A 21,169-nucleotide genomic window follows, 5' to 3' on the forward strand; every position below is an offset into this window, starting at 1 on the left:
TTGCGCTTCTCGGACCAAAGGGGGCGCCGAGCCTCGCTGACGCTCGCTACGGTTTGATCAGCGCTCTACGTTTGTGTCATATGGCACGGGCATTTTTTTTGTTCACTCTGGACCTATCGATGAAAATCATCTCCACCATCGTTGGCTGTGTTCTTTTCGTCCTGTTCTTCAGTTTTGCGCTGAAGAATGCGCAGGTTGTCGACTTGCATGTATTCCTCAATTATGAAATTCGCGGCCCCCTGGTCTTGATGCTGCTGGGCTTTTTTGTCGCTGGCGCCAGCCTGGGCGTACTGGCCCTGACGCCGACCGTGTTCCGTCACCGCCGCGAAGCGACCAAGCAAAAAACCACCATTGCCGCGCTGCAGACCGTTGGCGTGGCCAGCAATGTCCAGCCGCAACCGGACAGCGTGAGCGCGCAGTAAGCGGCGCCGTCGCTCCTATCTCTCTTACTCGAATAAAAACAATCGCATGGATTTTGAACTCTGGTGGCTCTTGGGTATCCCGGTGTTTTTCGCGCTGGGCTGGATTGCCGCGCGTGTGGACATTCATCAACTGGTGTCCGAATCGCGCAGCCTGCCGCGCAATTACTTCAAGGGCTTGAATTTCCTGCTCAATGAACAGCATGACAAGGCCATCGATGCCTTCATCGAAGTCGTCAAGCTGGACCCGGAATCGGCCGATATGCACTTTGCGCTGGGCAATCTGTTCCGCCGCCGCGGCGAAACGGAGCGCGCCATCCGCGTGCACCAGAATTTGCTGGCGCGCCCGGACCTGCCGCTGGAACAGCAGGGCCATGCCGCCTATGAGCTGGGCATGGATTACCTGAAGGCAGGCTTGCTGGACCGCGCCGAAGAAACCTTCAACAGCCTGGTCGACACGCAATATGCGGCCCAGGCGCGCCGCGCGCTGCTGGAAATCTACCAGCGCGAAAAGGAATGGCCACGCGCCATCGAAGCGGCCGTGGGCTTGCAGGAATCGGGCGCCGGCGCGCGCCAGAAGGAAATCGCCCAGTTCTATTGCGAACTGGCGCATGACGCCCTCGTGCACATGAAGCCGGACGACGCCATGCCGCTGCTGGAAAAAGCCTTGCAGACGGACCGCAAGAGCGTGCGTGCCACCATCCTGACGGGCGACGTGCTGCTGGCGCGCGGCGACGTGGAAGGCGCGCTGACCACCTGGCGCCGCGTGGAGCAGCAAAGCGTGCCGCACGTAGCCCTGGTGGCGCAGCGCCTGATGGACGGGTATACCAAGGTCGGCCGTGCGCAGGAAGGCGTCAACTTGCTGCGCTCCTATCTGGAAGAGGCGTCGTCGATCGACCTGATCGAAGTCGTCTTCAAGGCCGTCATCGAGCTCGACGGCGTGGAAGCGGCGAAGCAGCTGGTCAGCGCCGAGCTGCGCCGCACGCCGACCCTGCTGGGCCTGGATAAACTGCTGGAAGCGCGCATGATGGATGCGCCGGCCGCCATCTGGTCCGAGCTGTCGATGGTGAAAAACCTCGTGCACGGCTACACGCAGAAGCTGGCCCGCTACCAGTGCAGCCACTGCGGCTTCAAGGCGCGCCAGTTCTACTGGCACTGCCCTGGCTGCAACAAGTGGGAGACTTACCCACCACGCCGCACAGAAGAACTCAATGTCATGAACTGATTCGTACACGTCACCTTGCCCTGAGCAATGTGGCGTGTACTTCTATGTAAGACCTGCTTTTTATCCATACGGTACATCCATGAAAATCACCATTATCGGCACCGGCTATGTTGGCCTCGTGACCGGCGCCTGCCTGGCGGAGCTGGGCAACGACGTCTTTTGCCTCGACCTGGACGCACAGAAGGTCGCTTTGCTCAACAGCGGCGGCATCCCCATCCATGAACCTGGCCTGGAAGAAGTCGTGGCGCGCAACCGCGCCGCCGGCCGCATGACCTTTTCCACCGACGTCGAGGCTGCTGCCGCGCACGGCGTGATGCAATTCATCGCCGTCGGCACGCCGCCCGATGAAGACGGCTCGGCCGACCTGCAATACGTGCTGGCGGCGGCGCGCGGCATCGGCAAGTACATGACGGACTTCAAGGTCATCGTCGACAAGTCCACCGTGCCCGTTGGCACAGCCGAAAAAGTGCGCGCCGCCATCCAGGGCGAACTCGATGCACGCGGCGTGGCCGCCACGTTCTCGGTGGCGTCGAACCCGGAATTCCTCAAGGAAGGCGCTGCCGTCGAAGATTTCATGCGCCCCGACCGCATCGTCATCGGTGTCGATGCGACGCCAGACGGCGAGCGCGCGCGCGAATTGCTGAAAAGCCTGTATGCGCCGTTCAACCGCAACCACGAGCGCACCTACTGGATGGATGTGCGCTCGGCCGAATTCACGAAGTATGCGGCCAATGCCATGCTGGCCACGCGCATCTCGTTCATGAATGAATTGGCGAACCTGGCCGACAAGGTGGGCGTCGACATCGAGGCCGTGCGCCACGGCATCGGTTCCGATCCGCGCATCGGCCACAGCTTCCTGTACGCCGGCTGCGGCTATGGCGGTTCCTGTTTCCCGAAAGACGTGCAGGCGCTCGAGCGCACGGCGCGCGGCCACGGCCAGGAACTGCTGATCCTGCGTGCCGTCGAAGCCGTCAATGACCAGCAGAAGCAGGTGCTGGGCCGCAAAGTGGTCACTCGCTTCGGCAGCGACCTGACGGGCCGGCATTTCGCCGTGTGGGGCCTGGCCTTCAAGCCGAATACGGACGACATGCGCGAAGCGTCGGCCCGTGTCCTGCTGGCGGACTTGCTGGCACGCGGCGCCACCGTGGCCGTGTATGACCCCGTCGCCATGGCCGAGGCGCGCCGCGTGCTGCAACTGGACTTGACGCCGGAGCAACTGGCCAAGGTGCGCTTTGCCGACAGTCCGAAGGATGCGCTGCAGGACGCCGATGCGCTGGTCATCGTGACCGAATGGAAAGCCTTCCGCAGTCCTGATTTCGAGCAGATCAAGGCGCGCCTGAAGCAGGCCGTGATCTTTGACGGGCGTAACCTGTTCGAGCCGGCCGTCATGGCCGAGAATGGCATCGAATACCACGGGATCGGTCGCTCGATCCTGACGCGCGCATGAGCGCCCAAGAGGTGGTCGCCTTGACGGCGCCGGCCGCATTGGCCCAGGTACGCCTGCTGGTGGTGGGCGATGTGATGCTGGACCGCTACTGGTTCGGCGATGTCAGCCGCATCTCGCCGGAAGCGCCCGTGCCCATCGTGCGCATCGAGAAGCGCGAAGAGCGCCTGGGCGGGGCGGCCAACGTGGCGCGCAACGCGGCCGCGCTGGGCGCGAAGACGAGCTTGCTGGGCGTGGTGGGCGACGACGAGGCCGGCAGCCAGGTCGAGCGCCTGCTCGAAGGCGGCGGCATCCACAGTTATCTGCAGCGCGATGCGGCCATTTCCACCATCATCAAGCTGCGCGTGATCGGCCGGCAGCAGCAGATGCTGCGCATCGACTTCGAAGATGCGCCCAGCGATACGGTGCTGCGCGACAAGCTGGCGCAGTTTAATGCCCTCTTGCCGCACTACGATGTGGTGGTCCTGTCCGATTACGCCAAAGGCAGCCTGGTGAACGTGGCCGAGATGATCAAGGCGGCGAGAAAGGCCGGCAAGATCGTCATGGTCGACCCGAAAGGCGATGATTTCAGCCGCTATTCGGGTGCGTCAGTACTCACTCCGAACAAGTCTGAACTGCGCCGCGTGATCGGCAGCTGGAACACGGAAGAGCAACTCACGGAGCGCGCGCAGCAGATGCGCGCGCAACTGGGCCTGGACGCCTTGCTGCTGACGCGCTCGGAAGAGGGCATGAGCCTGTACACGGCCGATGAGGTGGTGCACATGCCCACCGATGCGCGCGAAGTGTTCGATGTCTCGGGCGCCGGCGACACGGTGATCGCCACCATGGCGGCCATGCTGGGCGCCGGCATGAGCCTGGGCGACGCCGTGCGCACGGCCAACCGCGCCGGCGGCATCGTCGTCGGCAAGCTGGGCACGGCCACCGTCACCCGAGAAGAGCTGTTCCCGCAGTAAATATGCTGTATCACCTGCGCCGGTCTGTTTGATCTGGCGCAGGTTTCCCCACCGTTTCGCTGTCCCGTCTTGTCAACCGTATCACGCCACAGCCGTTAAAGCCGTTAAGGCGCTGTTCCTCCTTTGCGTTCGAGTCATCTTGAAACCACATTACGGAGAGATACCCATGTTCAAAAAAATACTGCTGGCCATCGCCACACTGATCGCGACGATGGGCTTTGCCTTTGCCCAGGTCGATGTCAACAAGGCGGATCAGGCGGCACTCGACAGCGTCAAGGGCATCGGCCCCGTCACGTCGAAAGCCATCATCGATGAACGCGCCAAGGGCGGCGCCTTCAAGGATTGGGCTGATTTCGAAACACGCGTGAAGGGCATCGGCCCGAAAAGTTCCGTGAAGCTGTCGGAAGCGGGCTTGCAGGTGAATGGCCAGGCCAAGTCCGGCGCGCCAGCGGCACCGGCTCCGGCGGCGAAAGCTGCCCCGGCAAAAAAGGACGCTGCTGTGAAGGAAGTTGCAGCGAAAGAAGCCGCACCGAAGCCCGCTGCTGCGACAGACACCGCTGCGGCGCCAGCCAAGACAGCTGCTGAAACGAGGAAGGAAGCTGCTGCTGCCAAGAAAGAAGCCAAGGCCGCCGCCGCTGCCGCGAAAAAAGAAGCCGCCGCCGCCAAGGCAGTGCCTGCAGCAGCCGTTGCTCCTGCTGCCGCGGCGGCCGATGCCGCCCCCGTGAAAACGGCTGCCGAAACGAAGAAGGAAGCCGCTGCCGCGAAGAAAGCGGCAACGGCCGCCAAGAAAGAAGCCAAGGCTGCGGAAGCGGCTGCGAAGAAGGAAGCCAAACTGGCTGCTGCCGACGCGAAGAAGGCCGAAGCCGAGAAAAAGTAAGCGTGTCGTTGTGAAGCGTGTTGCGTGGTGGTGCCGCGCAGCACGAGAAGAAAACCCCGCGTGGTACCGGCCGCGCGGGGTTTTTTTTATTCCGCAGCCTGGACTTCCGGCTTGCCAGTGCGCCGGAATGGCGCAGCCAGTTGCCCCGCCAGCGTCTGCGGCATGGCGGCCTCGATGCCGCAGGCGGCCGGCCAGGCGCGCGGCAAGTGATATGTGCCGAACAGCCGGTCCAGCACGGGTAAGGTAGAGGCGTAGTTGCGGTTGATGTGCTCGAATTTGCTGTGATGCCAGTGGTGGAAGGCGGGCGTGGCCACCAGCCATTCCAGCGGGCCGAAGCGCCAGCGCAGGTTGGCGTGGATGAAGAAGCCCCAGACGGTGCCGATCAGCAACAGCAGCACGGGGGCGGCGCTGCCTGCCGCACTTGGGCCGGCCAGGCCCAGCAGATACAGGGGTGTCAGGCCGAACAGGCGCGTGACGACCATGTCGACTGGATGGGTGCGCGTATTGGCGAGGAAATACAGCTGTTCCGTGCTGTGGTGCACGGCATGGTAGCGCCACAGCCATGGAATTTCATGGCTGAGCCGATGGCCCCAGTAAGTGCCGACTTCGCCGATCAGCAAGCCCAGCAGTATCTTGCCCCACAGGGGCAGGGCAGACAGGGCGGCGGGGATGGCATCCGGCAGCAAGCGCTGGCCAGCGACGGCGATCAGGGCCAGCGGCGCGGCCAGCAAGGCGGCCGGCAGCAGACTGCTGATGAAATAAAAGCCCAGGTCGCTGAACAGTTCCGTGCGGGCACGCCCCGCGTGACGTTCGCCAAAGAAGCGCTCGAGCGGCACGAAAATCACGGCCAGGAGCACCAGCCACAGGATCAGGCGCAGCACATCGATGGCGATGCCGGGCAGGTGGGTTTGCAAGGTGTGCAGCAGGCTCATTTCATTCCATCAGGTAAGAACAAAAAAAATCCGGACAAAGCTGGGCTGGTCCGGATTCTGTTATGCGCGCTGGCGGCTCAGACTGCAACAACAGCCTTGCGGCGGCGCGCCATGAAGCCCAGCAAGCCCAGTCCACCGATCAGCATGCCCCAGGTCGATGGTTCCGGCACGGCCGACACCAGCGATACGCCATCGAGCAGCATGAACGGTGGCGCGCCCGTCGGGCTGCCCTTGGCCATGAACGACAGCAATTCGCTGCTGTTCGTGGCCGTGAAGGTCATGCTGGCCTGGTGCCAGCCCGTGAAGCCCTGGCTGACATTGGCCAGCGATGCCGTCTGCTGCTTGCTGCTGCCCAGCGCAACGTCCCAGTAATTGACGAGGTTATCGCCGCGGAAGCCCACTTGCTGGCCCGCGCCATACGAAAAACTCAGGGTGTAGGCATGGCCGGCCACCAGGCCGCTGACCAGCTGCGTGACGGGACCAGGGAAATAATCCCAGTCGGCAGCCAGCACATTGCCGCCCGTGGGGCTGACACCCAGGCCGTTTTTCGGTCCCGCGCCGCTATACGAATTCGGGCCCCACAAGGCCAGCGCCGTCGCGGCGTTGGTGTCGTCGATGTTGTTACCATTCAAGACAAAGTTATAGCCCTTGCTGGACCAGTCGCTCAGGTAGGTGCGGTCCGCGCGGGCGTAGCTGCCTTCGTTCAGCTGTTTCGAGGTGCCGTTGCTGGTCAGTTCGAAATCGCCATTCTTGACCAGGTTGGTTGTGGCGGCCTGGGCAGCAGTGACGCACAGGGAAGCGGCGGCCAGCGCCAGCAAGATAGATGTTTTACGCATGATAAAGCTCCAAAAGTGACAGGGTAGTGTTGCAGTCTGTCGGCGAGCTTTTGGCCAACGTTGGATTCAATCGCGGAAGGGCGAGAAAGGTATTGCGGACACAGCGGTGGTGTCTCGTTGAAGCGATTATAGCAGCGTTTGGCAAAACGGCATCTAACATGTTTAGAAAACAACAAATATTTTTAGATGGTAATCTTGCCAGGGTTAAAGTTTTTGCATGCCATGCGCGGCTACAGCTGCGACTCGATCGGCAGCCAGCGCATCACGTACACCAGCATGCGGCGCCAGATGCCTGCTTCCGGCTCGTGCGTCCACACCTTGGCTGGCTCTTCTGTGGCGTCGGACCAGCGCAGGGCGCCGTTGTCGAGGAGCAAACGATAGCTGGTGTCGCTAGCCGTCGAGTGCAGGAACAGCGTGCGCATGTCGGCCGCCAGTGCGGCGTCGTTGAACAGCACGCCCATCTCCGTATTCAGCTGGGCCGAGCGGGGATCGAGGTTGAAGGAGCCGACGAAGCCCCTCTGGCCGTCGACCACCACGGCCTTGGTATGCAGGCTGGCGCGGCTCGAACCCATCAGGCTGATGCGCTTGCGGTGCAGGGTCTTCAATTCATACAGCTCGATGCCGCCGCCCAGCAGCGCCTGCCGGTAGCGCGCATAGCCCGCATGCACGAGGGCCACGTCGGTGGCCGCCAGCGAGTTGGTCAGTACCTGGACCTTGACGCCGGCCGCGACTTTTTCGGCCAGGGTCTGCGTCAGCGCCGTGCCGGGCACAAAATAAGGCGAGGTCAGCAGCGCTTCTTCGCGCGCGTCCGTCAACAGGGGCAGCAAACTGTGCATGAGCCAGTGCTCGCTGCGTTGCAAACTGGCCACGGGCGCGGCTTTTTCCGGCGGGTCCGACAGCACTTGCACTTGCCCGCTCCAGTGCAGGCGTATCCGGCCGTCGAGGTGGGCTTGCAGCTGGCCCGTATCCGTCAGCTGCCGCAGGTAGGGCGAGGCGCCCAGTTCGCCCGTGAGCGCGTCGAGGCGGGCACGCACGGCGGGCAACTGCGGCAATTCCGGCGCGCCCGCGTCCTTGCCAGCGTGCAAGGCGCTGATGGGGATGACGGCGCGGCTGTTCCAGAAGCGGTCGAAGATATCGCTCGTCTGCTGCACGGCGGGGCCCACCAGCAGCAAGTCAGCATCCTGGAAATTGACTTGCTCGGCGGCATCAAAGTATTCATCGCCGATATTGCGCCCGCCGACGAGGGCCACCCTGCCATCGACGATCCATGCCTTGTTGTGCATGCGCCGGTTCAGGCTGACGGCGCGCAAGGCCATTTCCACGGCGCGCAACCAGATGCCGTCGCGGTTGCGGCTCGGATTGAAGATGCGCACGTCGATCAGCGGGTGGCTGTCGAGCGCGAGGATGGCGGCGTCCTGGCCGCGCGCGTTGATATCGTCGAGCAACACGCGCACGCGCACGCCGCGGTCGGCCGCGCGCAGCAGTTCGCGCACCAGCAACCGTCCCGTGACGTCGTTATGCCAGATGTAGTACTGCAGGTCGAGGCTGCGTCCCGCCTCGCGCGCGCTCAGTGCGCGCAGGGCGAAGGCTTCCAGATTGTCGTCGATCAGGGCCGTGCCGCTGTGGCCCGGGCGTTGCGCCAGTTGCGGCGCCAGCACGCGGTCGAGCAGGGTGGCGTCTGCCGCCACGGGCAAGGCCGTGCCAGGCGCGCCCAGCGACCGCTCGGCGAAACGCCCATAGCTGTACAGGGCGCCGATGCTGAGCACGGCAAACAAGGTGGCCAGCAGCAGCAACTTGATGAACATGCGGCGCACCGTCAGCGGGCCGCGGACATGCTGCGGCGCGAGGAAAGCTTGGCGGTGTGGGGCATGCGGACTCTTTCAGCTGGATGGCAACAGCCGATTGTAGCAGTTTCTACAATGCACGATTTTCAGGCCGAGCCCGCCGGCAGCCGCGCCAGGAAGCCGTGAATCTGCGATACCACGGCCGCCCCTTCGCCGACGGCGGCGGCCACGCGTTTGGTTGAGCCGGCCCGCACGTCGCCGATGGCGAACACGCCCGGCACGCTCGTTTCCAGCGCGGCCCGGTCCGGCAAGTCGGGGGGATACACCACGTGGCCGTGGCCATGGGCGCGGCATTCTGCGCGCGTGACGTCGAAGCCCGTGCGGATGAAACCCTGTTCGTCGACGGCCACGGCACAGTCGTGCAGCCAGTCCGTGTTCGGATCGGCGCCGACGAAGAGAAACACGCGGCGCACGGCGCAATCGGCTTCCTCGCCCGTACGGTTGTTGCGCCAGCGCACCTCCGTCAAGCCATCGTCGTCGCCTTCGAGGGCGATGATTTCCGTGTGCGTATGCAGGGTGATGTTGGGCGTGGCGGCGATGCGCTCGATCAGGTAGCTCGACATGCTGGCCGCCAGCCCTTCGCCGCGGATCACCATGTGGACCTTGGCGGCGTGGCCGGAGAGAAACACGGCCGCCTGGCCGGCCGAATTGCCGCCGCCGACCAGGATGATCTCTTCCTGCCGGCACAGCTTGGCTTCGATGGGCGAGGCCCAGTAATACACGCCCCGTCCCTCATACGTTTTCAGGTTCGCCAGCGAGGGACGCCGGTAGCGCGCGCCGCAGGACAGCACCACCGTGCGGGCGCGCACCTGCGTGCCGTCGCACAGATTGACGCGCAGCGGCCAGGTGTCGCAGAGCAAGTTGGCGGCGCTGGCCGGAGTGGCGATCTCGACGCCGAATTTTTGCGCCTGCACGTAGGCGCGTCCTGCCAGTGCACGGCCGGAAATACCGGTGGGAAAGCCCAGGTAATTTTCGATGCGCGCGCTGGCGCCCGCCTGGCCGCCATACGCGCGCTGTTCCAGGGCCAGCACGCTCAAGCCTTCGGATGCCGCATACACGGCCGTGGCCAGGCCGGCAGGACCGGCGCCCACCACCAGCACGTCAAAAATCTTGTCGCCGGACAAATCGGGCAGCATGCCCAGGCAGCGTCCCAGTTCCGCATTGCCGGGATTCTTCATGATCTTGCCATCAGGACAGACCACCAGCGGCCATTCCTGCGGCGTGGGCTGGTAGCGCTCGGCCAGCGCGGCGGCGGCCGCATCGGTGGTCGGGTCGAGTACTGTGTGCGGATGGCCATTGCTCGATAAAAAGCTTTGCAGATGGAACAGATTGCCATTGCCGCGCGGTCCCACCAGCACGGGGCCGCCCGAATTGGACTCGATCAGCGCCACGCGGCGCAGGATCAGGGCGCGCACGATGCGTTCGCCCATCTCCGCCTCGGCCACGATCAGCGCGCGCAAGGATTCCGAACTGATGTCGAGCAATTCCACCGCGCCCACGGCGCTGCCGTTGACGAGGGTAGGGCGGCCGGACAATTGCGCCACCTCGGCAATGAAGTGGCCGACACCCACTTCGCGCAGCTGCGACGCCTGCCCCAGCACCTCGTGGCGCTTGATGCTGACCCGCCCCGACAGTATCACCAGCATGCCGAAACTGCTGCTGCCCGCCTCGAACAGCGTATCGCCATCGGCAAAGTGTTGCCGCGTGCCATAGCGCTGCAAGCGCTGCAGTTCGGGCGCATTGAAGACGGGCGAGATCTGGTGGCTGCGGCCCTGCAAGTCGAGCGTGGCGAACTGGACGGGATCGTCCTGCGTCGTTTCGGGAATGAATTCGGGTGTGCTGCTGGCCATGGCGAGTCCGTTCGAAGACTGAATAAGCAAATAACAAAAATAACTAACAGTGACGAGTCTAGCGCATGCGGCGCGCGCCTGCCGCAATATCCCTGGCGCACGCCCGGAAATGGCGGCGCGGCAGGCGTCATGCGGCATGTGGCGGCGCAGCCGGACGCGCCCGCGGGCCCGGATGCCGGCGCCGATGAGTGATACACCGTCCAGCATCTCATATTAGAATGGGTCTTTGTTGAATCCACTCAAACAGACACGATGGCTTACAAGACACTTGAAGATACGATAGGCAATACCCCGCTGGTGCAGCTGACGCGCTTGCCGGGTGCCGATGCGCTTGCGCGCAACAACGTCATCCTTGGCAAGCTGGAGGGTAATAATCCGGCCGGCTCCGTAAAGGACCGCGCTGCCATGTCCATGCTCAAGCGCGCCGAAGAGCGTGGCGTCATCAAGCCGGGCGATACCCTGATCGAGGCGACCAGCGGCAATACGGGCATCGCACTGGCCATGGCCGCTGCCTTGCGCGGCTACAAGATGTTATTGCTGATGCCGGATAACCTCAGCGTGGAGCGCCGCCAGAGCATGGCGGCCTACGGCGCCGACATTTTATTGACGCCGAGGACGGGCGGCATGGAATATGCACGCGACCTGGCCGAGCAGATGCAGAAGGATGGCCGCGGCGTGATCCTCGACCAGTTTGCCAACGAAGACAATTCGCGCGCCCACTATGAAAGCACGGGACCGGAAATCTGGCGCGACACGGAAGGCCGGATCACGCACTTCGTCAGCGCCATGGGCACGACGGGCACCATCATGGGCGTGTCGCGCTATTTGAAAGAGCAGAATCCCGCCATCCAGATCATCGGCGCCCAGCCCGAGGAAGGATCGCAGATTCCCGGCATCCGCAAGTGGCCGGAAGCGTACTTGCCGAAGATCTACGACAAGTCGCGCGTCGACCAGGTGGAATACGTGAGCCAGGGCGTGGCCGAGCGCATGGCGCGCAGCCTGGCCGCGGAAGAGGGCTTGTTCTGCGGCATCTCGGCAGCCGGCGCCTGCGAAATCGCGTTGCGCATCTCGCAAACGGTGGAAAACGCGACGATCGTGTTTGTCGTGTGCGACCGTGGCGACCGCTATCTGTCCACAGGTGTTTTCCCTGCGTAATGGTGTAATTGAATTGATATCGGCCAGAACGGCCTGAGAACTGCTGGAAATACCCCCTCCCCATGGCGGGGAGGGAAAACCTGCGAAACTGGCAGGATCAGCCTTGTGGCGTTTCGCCTTCTTTTGGCTTGAATTGCTTGTCGCTGATGCGGAATTTGTTGCGGCGGTCACCCATCAGGTAACGCAGGTCGCGGATGCTCAGGTCGCTGACTTCGTGCATGCGGATCAGCAGCGATGCGCCGACCGGCAGGCGGTGGTGGCGGATTTTGCTGATGACTGGTGGCGCTACTTCCAGCGCGCGGGACAGGGCTGCATCGTTTTTCAGGCGCAGGTTTTCGATCAGGGTATCGAGCAATCTGTTTGGGTTGTATTGAAGCAGATCGTCGGAGTCCGAATCGCTGTTCATATCAATGCCGACTTGGTTTGTCATGATGTTATTGTTCCTTCTGTAGTTGCACTGCAAAGTAAAAAACACTCGGAGCTCGCTCTTGCTGCGTTCATGTTCATTCTTTACTAAAAGGAACGAATTCACACACGGTACGATCCGGGATACAGTTTTTCATGATATATACACAATTGTACAACAGGATTCAATTTCAGGCGGGAAAGCCCGATAATCTTGCCTGGTACAGAATCGGTGTTGTCTAGTTGCAACACCTATTTATTCTTTATTATGCTCTATGATAGAACAAAAATTGTACTTTGACAAAAGTTAAGTATAAAACCATTTCCGTATTCCGTGCCGCACAAAGGCTGGCGAGCAAGGCTGGCACATGTTATCGGCCCTTACCATAGACCTGTTTTCTGGTCGCTTCAATATCGCTTACGCTTTCTTACAAGTAATATTATAACTTTACACTGACTTTCGGTTAGCGTGCGCGCACTTGACTGATGGCCTTGCCCAAGTCAATCACTGACATGGCATAAAAATAACTTCTGTTGTACTGAGTTATAGCAAAGAAGTTATTGGTTGCCAAGTGATACTCAGTTGCTTCTGAACCATTTTGCAAGTCGATCAAGCCAAACAACATGTTCTGAGGCGTGGACGGGGCGGCACTCACGCCAGCTTCCTGCAATTCCGCCAGCCGGTACTTCGCCTGCAAGCCCTGGCCGATGAACTTTTCCCACGCGCGGCTGGCCGAAACGGTGACGGGATACGTGCTGATGGCCGGATCGTCGCGCCGCCAGCCGTGTTCGACGAGGAAATGCGCGACGCTGCCGATGGCGTCGGCCGTCGAATTGCGCAGGTCGATGTGACTATCGCCATCGAAGTCCACCGCATATTTCATGATGCTGCTAGGCATGAACTGGGGCAGGCCGATGGCGCCCGCATACGAACCGAGCAGGGTCAAGGGATCGATGCCATCCTTGCGCGCGTACAGCAGCGCGTTTTCCAGTTCTCCCTTGAAAAACTCCATGCGCGCGGCCCGCGTCGGGCTTTCCGGATAGGAAAACGCCAGGGTGGTCAGCGCGTCGAGCACGCGGAAGCGGCCCGTATTGCGTCCGTACACGGTTTCCACGCCGATGATGCCGACGATGATCTCGGCCGGCACGCCATATTCGCGTTCGGCGCGCGCCAGCGCTTCCGCGTTCTCTTCCCAGAATTTCACGCCCGCATTGATGCGCACCGGCTCGATGAAGCGGGAGCTGTATGCTTGCCAGTTCTTTGGCTTGCCCGGCGGGGCTGGCTTCATCAGTTGCACGGTCGACTCAACATAGCGCACCTTGCCGATCAGGGTATCGAGTTCGGCGCGGTCAAAGCCGTGCTTGGCGGACATGTCGTCGAGGAAGGCGCGTACTTCTTTCCAATTGGCATAGTCGACAAATTCGCCTTCGAAGTCGAATTTCGCCGGTGCTTTCTTCGCCGCCGGCTTGCCAGCCACCTTCTTGACGGGCTGGGCCTTGGCCGCGCGCACGGCACGGGCGCGGTCGGCAGCGGAAATGTTGCTGTTTTCGCCAGCGTGCGCGGTGGACAGGCACAGGGGAAGGGAGAGGAGCAGGGACAGGGCGGAGTATTTGATCGGTAACAAGGAGCGTCTCATCGGCATTGGGTTAACAGGCGGCGCAAGCTGCGCCGCGCGCGGAGTTGTTCGTCTGGGTTGGCATTACCATACTTCATCGCGGCATAGATTGCCAGAAACTGTGCGATGGCGGCGTGCGCCTCTTGTGTGGCCTTGCCCGCGGCCAACCGGGCAGCATAACCGTGCGGGCCTTCATGCGGCGCACGGCTGTAGCCGCGCCGCGCCTGCTGGCGGCAAAATTGCGCGTACAGGATGTCGAGCGGATCGCCTTGCCGGGCTTGCCACCACCAGACCAATACGCCCGCCACGGCGCACAGCAGGGCCAATACGGCACAAGCGAGTGCCAGCTTTTTCGCCGGCACGTTTTTCAAGCCATCGAGGATGGCGCGCTGGCGTTGCGGCGAGGTGTCGAGCACCCAGCTGCTCCAGGCGTGCTCGGCTTGCTGCCATTGCTGGCGCCACGCGGCAAGCGCCCCGTGCGCGCCGCCATCGAGCCCTGCCAGGGCGCGCCATGCCGTCAGCGGCGACGGGGCCGGCGGCAGGGCGGCATCAAGGTTGCGCTCCGTGCGCAGGGGCGCGACGGCGCCGGTGGGATCGATGCGCACCCAGCCCCGGCCCGCCAGCCACACTTCGCTCCAGGCATGGGCGTCTGACTGGCGCACGCTCAAGCTGTTGCCTGTCCCGTTGCGCAGGCCGCCCTGGTAGCCCGTGACGACGCGCGCGGGTATGCCCATGGCACGCATCAGCACGACAAAGCTGCCGGCGTAATGTTCGCAAAAGCCCGCCTGCGTGGTGAACAGGAAGTCGTCGACGCCATGCTTGCCCAGCAGCGGTGGCTGCAAGGTGTAGCGGAAGGGTGCGCGGCGGAAGTGCTGCAACACGGCGGCGATGGCGTCGGCGGGCGCCAGCGCCTGCGCGCCATGGCCGCGCAATGCGCGGGCCCAGGCCACGCTGCGCGGATTGCTGCCAGCAGGCAAGGCCAGCCATGGCTGTTGCTGCGCGACCGACAAGCCTGCCTGCAGCCGGTAGCTGGGCTGGGAACTGGCGCGGTAACGCACGGTCGAAGTAATGGGTTGTACGGTCAGCACTTCCAGCGCGGACGACACGACATATGGATTGCCGGGCAAGCGCTCGATGCTGCGCGGCACATCGAGCGCGAAGATGCGCCGCTGGCCGCTCGCTTGCAACGTCACTTCGTACTGGCTGGGCTGACCTTCCAGCGCGATGTCTATCCGGCTGTCGCCGGCAGGCGTGCGCTGGCCGGCGCCCCTGCGCGTCCAGGTGGCGCCATCGTAGTCGCCCAGCACCACGCCGCGCCAATACAACTGATCCTGTGGCGGGATAGCTGTGCTGAAATCGGCAGTAAAGACGGGTTCGCTTGAAAGGGCCAGCGAGGCGATGGCGCCCGGCTGCATGCTGTCGGACAAGCCTGTGCGCGCTTGCGCGCCTTCTTGTGCCGTGCCCCACAGGGGGCCGTCGATGCGTGGCACGGCAAGAAACATCAGGGCCGACAGGGGAATGGCCAGCGCCAGCATGCGTCCCAGCAAGCCCAGCCTTTGCGCCAGGCGCGGCTGCATGGCGCCGTACTGGGCCGACAACAGGCAGGCCAGCAAGACGATGACGGTGGCCAGCATCCAGGCGGCGCTGAGGATGCCTTGCGCATGAAAGAAGTTTGCCAGCAGGAGGAAAAAACCGAGGAAGACAAAGACGAAAATGTCGCGCCGGCCATGCATTTCCAGCGATTTCAAGGCTAGCAGCAGGACCAGCATGGCCACGCCCGCATCGCGTCCCAGCAGCGTGCCATAGCTGGCGTAGACGGCGGCGATGCCCAGCAAAGCCAGCGGCGCGAGCACGGCTAGCTGAGGCTGGCGCCGGCCCCGCACGGTGATGACGGCGCGCCACAGCAGCGGCGCGGCAGCGGCGGCCGACAGCCACGGGGGCAGGTGCAGCGCGTGCGGCGCCAGCACCATGGCGGCGGCCAGCAACAGCAGCAGGATGTCGGCCTTGTCACGCGGCAAGTTGGCCAGCCATTGCCTCATGCCATGGCCTCATCCTGTGGCAAATCGTGCGGCACGTCATGCAGGGCCAGCGCGCGCAGGCAGGCGTCGCGCTGGCTGGCGCCCAAGGCAGGCGCCAGAGTCAGCGTGCCCAGGCGCAAACCATACGGCAAGCCCGTGCGTTCCGCCTGCAGCACCCAGGCGGCCAGGCGTGACAGGCGCGCTTCCGGCGTCAGCGCGTGCAGGGCGGCATGATCGAACACGATGCTGCCACGGGCTGTGCCCGACTGTGCGTCGGCGGCAGGCTGGAATTGCTTGCTGAATAAATGCTCGCCGTCATGCCGGGCGATCTGGCGCCAGGCCAGGCGGTGCAAGGGATCGCCGGGCTGGTAGGCGTGTACGCCCGCCAGTTCCAGGGCGCCGCCGGACGAGCGTGATTGTTGTGTTTGCTGCGCCTGTTGCACCGTGCCGGCCGGCAAGGGCAGCGGCGGCGCGTTCTGCTCGGGCTGCGGATATACGAGCAAGCGCGCTTCGGGTTGCCAATGGCACCAGGCAATAAACAGGCCCAGCGGGAAACTGCCGGACAGGCGCATGGAGGGCGCATCGAGCCAGCCGCGTTGCCGCGCCGCCACGACGATGCTGACGGCCGTTTCCCCGTGGGCGGCGATATCTGCCTGGCCGGGCGCTGCAGTGGAATTGATCACGGCCAGCCGGATCGCATGGCGCGGGCGCGTGCTGCGGTTGATCAGGCGCAAGGTGAACATGGCCTGGCTGCCCGCGAACACGGGCTCGCCCGGCGTGGCGGCCAGCGCCAGGCCCGCCAGGTTGCGGCTGGCAAACAGCATGTCGGCGATGGCGCAGGCGGCCGCGAAATACGTCAGCGCGTAGCCCAGGCCCAGATGGTAATTGACGGCGGCGATCCACAGCGCCAGCAGCAGCGCGGCAAAGGCCAGGCCCGCGCGCGAGGGACGGATGTGCACGCGCTGCGCGCCCAGCCAGGGGCGCGCAGGCAGCCATCGGATATCGCGCAGGCGCACGGCTGTCAGACGGGTGTCGCCAGCAGCAATTGCTGCAGCAGGCTGCGGCTGTCCGTGGACCCTTGCGCGGCATGCAGGCGGTGGGCGCAGACGGGAATGAGTACGGCTTGCACATCGTCGGGCGTGACGTGGTCGCGTCCGGCCAACGCGGCCCAGGCGCGCGCCGCCTGCAGCAAGGCCAGCGCGGCGCGCGGGCTCAGGCCATCGGCAAACACGCCCGGCGCGCGGGTGGCATGCACGAGGGCCAGCACGTAGTCGACGACGGCAGGCGAGGCGTGGATGGCGCGCAGGTCCGCTTGCGCCTGCAGCAACTCTTCCGCGCTCATCACGGCCGGCAAGGTTTGCAGCATGGCGCGGCGGTCGGCGCCCAGCAGCAGTTCCCGTTCGGCGGTCGCATCGGGGTAGCCCAGGGTGACGCACATGAGAAAACGGTCGAGCTGCGACTCGGGCAGGGGGAAGGTGCCCAACTGGTGCGCGCAGTTTTGCGTGGCGATGACGAAAAAGGGCTGCGGCAGGGCGCGCGTGACGCCATCGAGACTCACTTGCCGCTCTTCCATCGCTTCGAGCAAGCCCGATTGCGTCTTCGGCGTGGCGCGGTTGATCTCGTCGGCCAGCAGCACCTGGGTAAACAGGGGGCCAGGGTGGAAGATGAAACTGCCACTGCCCCGGTCATACACGCTCATGCCGGCCACGTCGGCAGGCAACAGGTCGCTGGTAAATTGCTGGCGCTTCCATTGCAGGCCCAGCGAGATGGCCAGCGCGTGGGCCAGGGTCGTCTTGCCCACGCCGGGCACGTCTTCGATCAGCAGGTGGCCGCCTGCCAGCACGCAGGCGAGGGTCTGGCGGATCTGCAAGTGTTTGCCGACGAGAACTTCGCCGATCTGCCGTGCGGCCTGGTGTATTTTCGAAAACATGCTATTTCTATCACAGTAAGACGGATTATTTAATTTACAATCGCTTTGGCCAGGTCAAGCCGTGCCGCCCGCCCGTGCCGCGCACGTGGTAGATTAGTGCAGCGGCGGCACAGACCAGCCAGTGATTTTATGCGAGAACGCGCAGGGCGAACAGGAATGCCATGCAGTGTTCCAGTATGCACAGAGAATGGACAGAGACAGAGGTAACCAGTACAGCGCATGAGCACAGCTATTTATACCCATCCCGATTGCCAGCGCCATGAAATGGGCGACTGGCATCCCGAATCGCCGGCCCGTTTGCAGGCCATCAACGATCAATTGATCCTGGCGCATATCAGCGACCTGGTCGAGCACCGCGACGGCGTGCGCGCGCAATTGTCCGATATCGAGCGCAACCACAGCGCCACGGCCATCGGCCTCGTGCGCGACAACGTGCCGCCGGCGGGCGACTATTACCCGCTCGACGGCGACACCCTGCTCAACGCGCACAGCTACGATGCGGCGCTGGCGGCGGCAGGCTCGGCCGTGGCAGCCACGGATGCCGTCATCGACGGCGAGATCAGCAACGCCTTTTGCGCGATCCGCCCGCCTGGCCACCATGCGCGGCCCAGCGAACCCATGGGTTTTTGCCTGTTCAACAATATCGCCATCGCCGCCAAGCATGCGCTCGACGTGCGCGGGCTGGAACGGGTCGCCATCGTCGACTTCGATGTGCACCATGGCAATGGCACGGCCGAGTCCGTGGCGCACGACCCGCGCATCCTGATGGTCAGTTTTTTCCAGCACCCGTTCTATCCGTACAGCGACGTGGAATCGTATACGGACACGCGCGTCAACGTGCCCGTGCCGGCCCGCTCGAAAGGCGATGCCGTGCGCCAGCTGGTGCTCGACCATTGGCTGCCCGCGCTGCACCGGCAGCAGCCGCAGATGATTTTCATTTCCGCCGGTTTCGATGCCCACCGCGAAGACGACGTGGGCGGCATGGGCCTGGTGGAGGCCGACTACACGTGGATGACGCAGCAAATGATGGCCGTGGCCAGGCAGTATGGCAAGGGCCGCATCGTCAGCTGCCTGGAAGGGGGCTACAACCTGTCGTCCCTGGGCCGCAGCGTGGCCGCGCACGTGAAGGCGCTGGCGGAGCTGTAAGGGGGCGGGGTTACTACAGCAAGGTGGGCCGGCTGCGGGAATTCGTGTGGCGGTGCGTCTGGTAGTCGAGCGCGTCGCCAGCCATGAAGCGGCGCCAGGCTTGCGTGTAGACGAGCGATGATTTATCCGCGTCGAAGCTGTCGAGCTGCAACATGTCGCGGTGGTGCTTGATTTCATTGACCAGCTGGTCATACAGCACTTGCAAGCCATAGCTGTCGGCGCTCTGGCGCTTCAACCGCTCTTCCAGCTGCGCCACTTGTCCCTGCAATTGCCGGCACTCTTTCTTCCAGTCATTGCGCGGCACGCGCTTGGGCGCCGTGCCGGTGTGTTCCATCATCATATCGAACTATCCCCATCGCATATTTCCCTGGCGGGAGCCAGCCTGGAAATAATTGCTTTTCATTTAAGAGGCGATATTAGAGCATACTTTTTTATTTCTTTCAGTAAATATAAGAATCCATGTGGAAATAATTGACCTGACTTTCCGGGCGCGCCTTACTGGCGCTGCGCTGCCTGCAAGGGCGCAGCCGGGGCGGCTCCGGCCATTTTGCCGTCGTCGGCGTAGGTCAGGGTCAGCAGGGTATTGTCGTCCCAGTTCACGTCATGCAGCGGCGGCACATAGCGCTGCCGGTCTTCCGTGACGCGGATGTCCAGCGTGCGCTCGCCCGAGCGCGCCTGCACGGCAAGCAGCTTGCGGGCCACGGGAAACGGCACGTGGATCAGCGACGAGTGGCACGGTCCGCCCGCCAGGCGGAACAGGTTGCGCCGGACAAAGGACAATTCATCCTGCTCGACGGCCCAGCGGATTTCACATTCCAGGCGCAGGTCGCCCAGGCGGCGCACATTCTGTGGCAGGCCCGGCGTGTGGATGTCGGCGCGCCAGCGCAAGGTGTCGCGCTTCTTGTTGCTGACCAAGTCGGCATTCGCATCGTAGGCGGTCTTGTCGCGCGACAAGGTGAAGCCGCCGTCCGCCGCCAGCGGCACGGGGATCGACAGGTTGTCGGCCGACAGGTGCAGGGTCACGCCATCGAGCCTGGCCTGGGGCGTGGCGGGAATCAGCATGAAGCGCAGCGGCGCGCCCGGCGCCAGGCGCTGGTGGTCGGCATACGCGTCGAGCCCCTTGAGCATGGTGCGGTAGGGACGCAGGTCGGGATCGCGCGTGCTTTGCACGTCGACGATCTGCTGCATTTCCTGGTTCACCGCGTCGCCTGGTGCCGCCGGTTTTTCCTGGGCCATGGCGGGCGGCAGGCAGGCATAAAGGGAGGCGAGGAGGCAAAAGCGGGAAAAGTGCATGGAATGCGTGTCAGGTTAAGCGTGCGATGGGGAACCGGCCAGGCTGGACGGACTGCGAATCTTATCATTCATGTAACTGCCAAATTATCACCAATTGTCTCGTTCGTGTCGCACGGCTGGCGCTGGCGGCGGAAAATGGGACGTCGTGGCGGCAACCACGTAAAATAGCGGATTGACCGAACGATTTTGAAAGCAAGAGCATGGCGATACAATGGTACCCAGGACACATGAACGCGGCCCGCAAGAAAGCGGCCGAGACCATGGAAAACACCGATCTGGTGATTGAAGTGGTGGACGCGCGCCTGCCAGCGGCCAGCTGCAATCCCATGGTGGACGAGCTGCGCCTGTTCCGCCAGCGCCCTTGCCTGAAAATCCTCAACAAGACCGACCTGGCCGATCCTGCCGCCACTGCCGCCTGGGTAGCCTATTTCAATGCCCAGGAGGGCGTGACCGCATATGCGATGACGACCAAGAAGCCGGGTGACGTGGCGCGCATTCCGGACCTGGCCAAATCGCTGGCGCCGCACCGCGGCGTGCCGACGAAGCCGCTGCGCATCATGATCATGGGCATCCCCAACGTGGGTAAATCGACCCTGATGAACGCGCTGCTGAAAAAGCGCGTGGCCAAGGTGGGCGACGAGCCAGCCGTCACCAAAATGCAGCAAAAGCTGTACCTGGACAAGAACACCATTCTCGTCGACACGCCCGGCATGCTGTGGCCAAAGATCGCCATCCCCAGCGACGGCCTGATGCTGGCGGCCAGCCACGCGATCGGCTCGAACGCGCTGATCGAAGAAGAAGTGGCCGTATTCCTTGCCGAGGAATTGCTCAAGCGCTACCCGGACTTGCTGGCAACCCGCTATGGCACCAAGGTCGATGAAGTCGACGCCATCGGCGTGGTCGAAGGCATCGCCGCCAAGCGCGGTTTCCGCATCAAGGGCGGCGACTACGATTTCGAGAAAGCGTCGCACACCCTGCTGCTCGACTACCGCAGCGGCATCCTCGGACGCATTTCGCTGGAAACGCCGGACACGCGCGCAGCCCTGCTGGCCCAGCACGCGGCCGAGATGGCGGAAAAAGCGGCCAAGGCAGCGGAGATCGCCGCCGAGAAGGCGAAGAATGCGGCGCGCGGCAAGCGCGGCACGTAAGTAAAAAAAGCCGCTAGTTAGCGGCTTTTTTTTAAACCCAATAGCGACGACTGGGGTCGGACCCTGAGGGGCCGACCC

General features: G+C 63.5%; 19 protein-coding genes. 8 read left to right on the plus strand and 11 right to left on the minus strand.

The window, feature by feature from the left end; translation table 11 throughout:
• Positions 1–119: 119 nt before the first annotated feature.
• The 5 genes from LSO07_RS07850 to LSO07_RS07870 all read left to right on the plus strand — a co-directional run bounded on the left by LSO07_RS07850 (position 120) and on the right by LSO07_RS07870 (position 4,918).
• Positions 120–422: a LapA family protein gene (locus LSO07_RS07850; protein ID WP_034751796.1), complete on the plus strand. Its 303-nt coding sequence runs from the start codon at positions 120–122 to the stop codon at positions 420–422.
• 46 nt (positions 423–468) lie between these two features.
• Entirely contained in the window at positions 469–1,644 is a 1,176-nt protein-coding gene (lapB, locus tag LSO07_RS07855) for a lipopolysaccharide assembly protein LapB (RefSeq protein WP_034782020.1), read from the plus strand.
• A 79-nt stretch (positions 1,645–1,723) separates the two neighbouring features.
• Positions 1,724–3,091, plus strand: coding sequence for a UDP-glucose dehydrogenase family protein (locus tag LSO07_RS07860; RefSeq protein WP_151093175.1), 1,368 nt, complete (start codon positions 1,724–1,726; stop codon positions 3,089–3,091).
• Entirely contained in the window at positions 3,088–4,041 is a 954-nt protein-coding gene (rfaE1, locus tag LSO07_RS07865) for a D-glycero-beta-D-manno-heptose-7-phosphate kinase (protein WP_052140095.1), read from the plus strand. Before LSO07_RS07860 ends, rfaE1 begins: the two co-directional genes overlap by 4 nt.
• A gap of 166 nt (positions 4,042–4,207) precedes the next feature.
• Positions 4,208–4,918: a ComEA family DNA-binding protein gene (locus tag LSO07_RS07870; protein WP_151093177.1), complete on the plus strand. Its 711-nt coding sequence runs from the start codon at positions 4,208–4,210 to the stop codon at positions 4,916–4,918.
• Positions 4,919–5,004: 86 nt separating this feature from the next.
• Here the strand turns inward: LSO07_RS07870 and LSO07_RS07875 are convergent, their stop codons facing one another.
• From LSO07_RS07875 to LSO07_RS07890, 4 genes are all read right to left on the minus strand, one after another.
• On the minus strand, positions 5,005–5,850 hold the full coding sequence (locus tag LSO07_RS07875) for a sterol desaturase family protein (protein WP_151093179.1): 846 nt from the start codon (positions 5,848–5,850) through the stop codon (positions 5,005–5,007).
• Positions 5,851–5,927: 77 nt separating this feature from the next.
• Entirely contained in the window at positions 5,928–6,686 is a 759-nt protein-coding gene (locus LSO07_RS07880) for a PEPxxWA-CTERM sorting domain-containing protein (RefSeq protein WP_034782027.1), read from the minus strand.
• 230 nt (positions 6,687–6,916) lie between these two features.
• The gene (locus tag LSO07_RS07885; RefSeq protein WP_151093181.1) at positions 6,917–8,491 is read right to left on the minus strand and encodes a phospholipase D family protein; all 1,575 of its coding nucleotides are present in this window, start codon (positions 8,489–8,491) and stop codon (positions 6,917–6,919) included.
• A 125-nt stretch (positions 8,492–8,616) separates the two neighbouring features.
• Positions 8,617–10,380 (minus strand): FAD-dependent oxidoreductase, encoded by a 1,764-nt coding sequence (locus tag LSO07_RS07890; RefSeq protein WP_151093183.1) that lies wholly within the window; start codon positions 10,378–10,380, stop codon positions 8,617–8,619.
• A gap of 252 nt (positions 10,381–10,632) precedes the next feature.
• On the opposite strand from LSO07_RS07890, the gene cysM reads away from it, so the two are divergent.
• The gene (cysM, locus tag LSO07_RS07895; RefSeq protein WP_034782030.1) at positions 10,633–11,535 is read left to right on the plus strand and encodes a cysteine synthase CysM; all 903 of its coding nucleotides are present in this window, start codon (positions 10,633–10,635) and stop codon (positions 11,533–11,535) included.
• Positions 11,536–11,632: 97 nt separating this feature from the next.
• Here cysM and LSO07_RS07900 read toward each other — a convergent pair whose 3' ends face one another.
• The 5 genes from LSO07_RS07900 to LSO07_RS07920 all read right to left on the minus strand — a co-directional run bounded on the left by LSO07_RS07900 (position 11,633) and on the right by LSO07_RS07920 (position 17,504).
• Positions 11,633–11,965 carry a hypothetical protein gene (locus LSO07_RS07900; protein ID WP_034751784.1) on the minus strand — a complete coding sequence of 111 codons (333 nt, stop codon included), beginning with the start codon at positions 11,963–11,965 and terminating at the stop codon, positions 11,633–11,635.
• A gap of 439 nt (positions 11,966–12,404) precedes the next feature.
• Positions 12,405–13,565 carry a lytic murein transglycosylase B gene (gene mltB / locus LSO07_RS07905; protein ID WP_225317209.1) on the minus strand — a complete coding sequence of 387 codons (1,161 nt, stop codon included), beginning with the start codon at positions 13,563–13,565 and terminating at the stop codon, positions 12,405–12,407.
• An 8-nt stretch (positions 13,566–13,573) separates the two neighbouring features.
• Complete coding sequence (locus tag LSO07_RS07910) at positions 13,574–15,595, minus strand: transglutaminase TgpA family protein (RefSeq protein ID WP_151093187.1); 2,022 nt, start codon at positions 15,593–15,595, stop codon at positions 13,574–13,576.
• Entirely contained in the window at positions 15,592–16,590 is a 999-nt protein-coding gene (locus LSO07_RS07915; RefSeq protein ID WP_151093189.1) for a DUF58 domain-containing protein, read from the minus strand. The genes LSO07_RS07910 and LSO07_RS07915 overlap by 4 nt, the downstream gene beginning before the upstream one ends.
• Positions 16,591–16,595: 5 nt before the next feature.
• Complete coding sequence (locus LSO07_RS07920; RefSeq protein ID WP_151093191.1) at positions 16,596–17,504, minus strand: AAA family ATPase; 909 nt, start codon at positions 17,502–17,504, stop codon at positions 16,596–16,598.
• A gap of 219 nt (positions 17,505–17,723) precedes the next feature.
• Between LSO07_RS07920 and LSO07_RS07925 the strand changes: the two genes are divergently transcribed.
• Positions 17,724–18,650: a histone deacetylase family protein gene (locus LSO07_RS07925; RefSeq protein ID WP_034782036.1), complete on the plus strand. Its 927-nt coding sequence runs from the start codon at positions 17,724–17,726 to the stop codon at positions 18,648–18,650.
• Positions 18,651–18,663: 13 nt separating this feature from the next.
• Here the strand turns inward: LSO07_RS07925 and LSO07_RS07930 are convergent, their stop codons facing one another.
• Positions 18,664–18,990 carry a hypothetical protein gene (locus LSO07_RS07930; RefSeq protein ID WP_070257584.1) on the minus strand — a complete coding sequence of 109 codons (327 nt, stop codon included), beginning with the start codon at positions 18,988–18,990 and terminating at the stop codon, positions 18,664–18,666.
• A 155-nt stretch (positions 18,991–19,145) separates the two neighbouring features.
• Positions 19,146–19,886, minus strand: coding sequence for a hypothetical protein (locus LSO07_RS07935; RefSeq protein WP_151093193.1), 741 nt, complete (start codon positions 19,884–19,886; stop codon positions 19,146–19,148).
• A gap of 284 nt (positions 19,887–20,170) precedes the next feature.
• On the opposite strand from LSO07_RS07935, the gene ylqF reads away from it, so the two are divergent.
• On the plus strand, positions 20,171–21,091 hold the full coding sequence (ylqF, locus tag LSO07_RS07940; protein WP_035825692.1) for a ribosome biogenesis GTPase YlqF: 921 nt from the start codon (positions 20,171–20,173) through the stop codon (positions 21,089–21,091).
• Positions 21,092–21,169: the final 78 nt, after the last annotated feature.

Origin of the sequence: Janthinobacterium sp. PLB04 (assembly GCF_021165895.1) — a bacterium.
GTDB classification, from domain to species: domain Bacteria; phylum Pseudomonadota; class Gammaproteobacteria; order Burkholderiales; family Burkholderiaceae_D; genus Janthinobacterium; species Janthinobacterium lividum.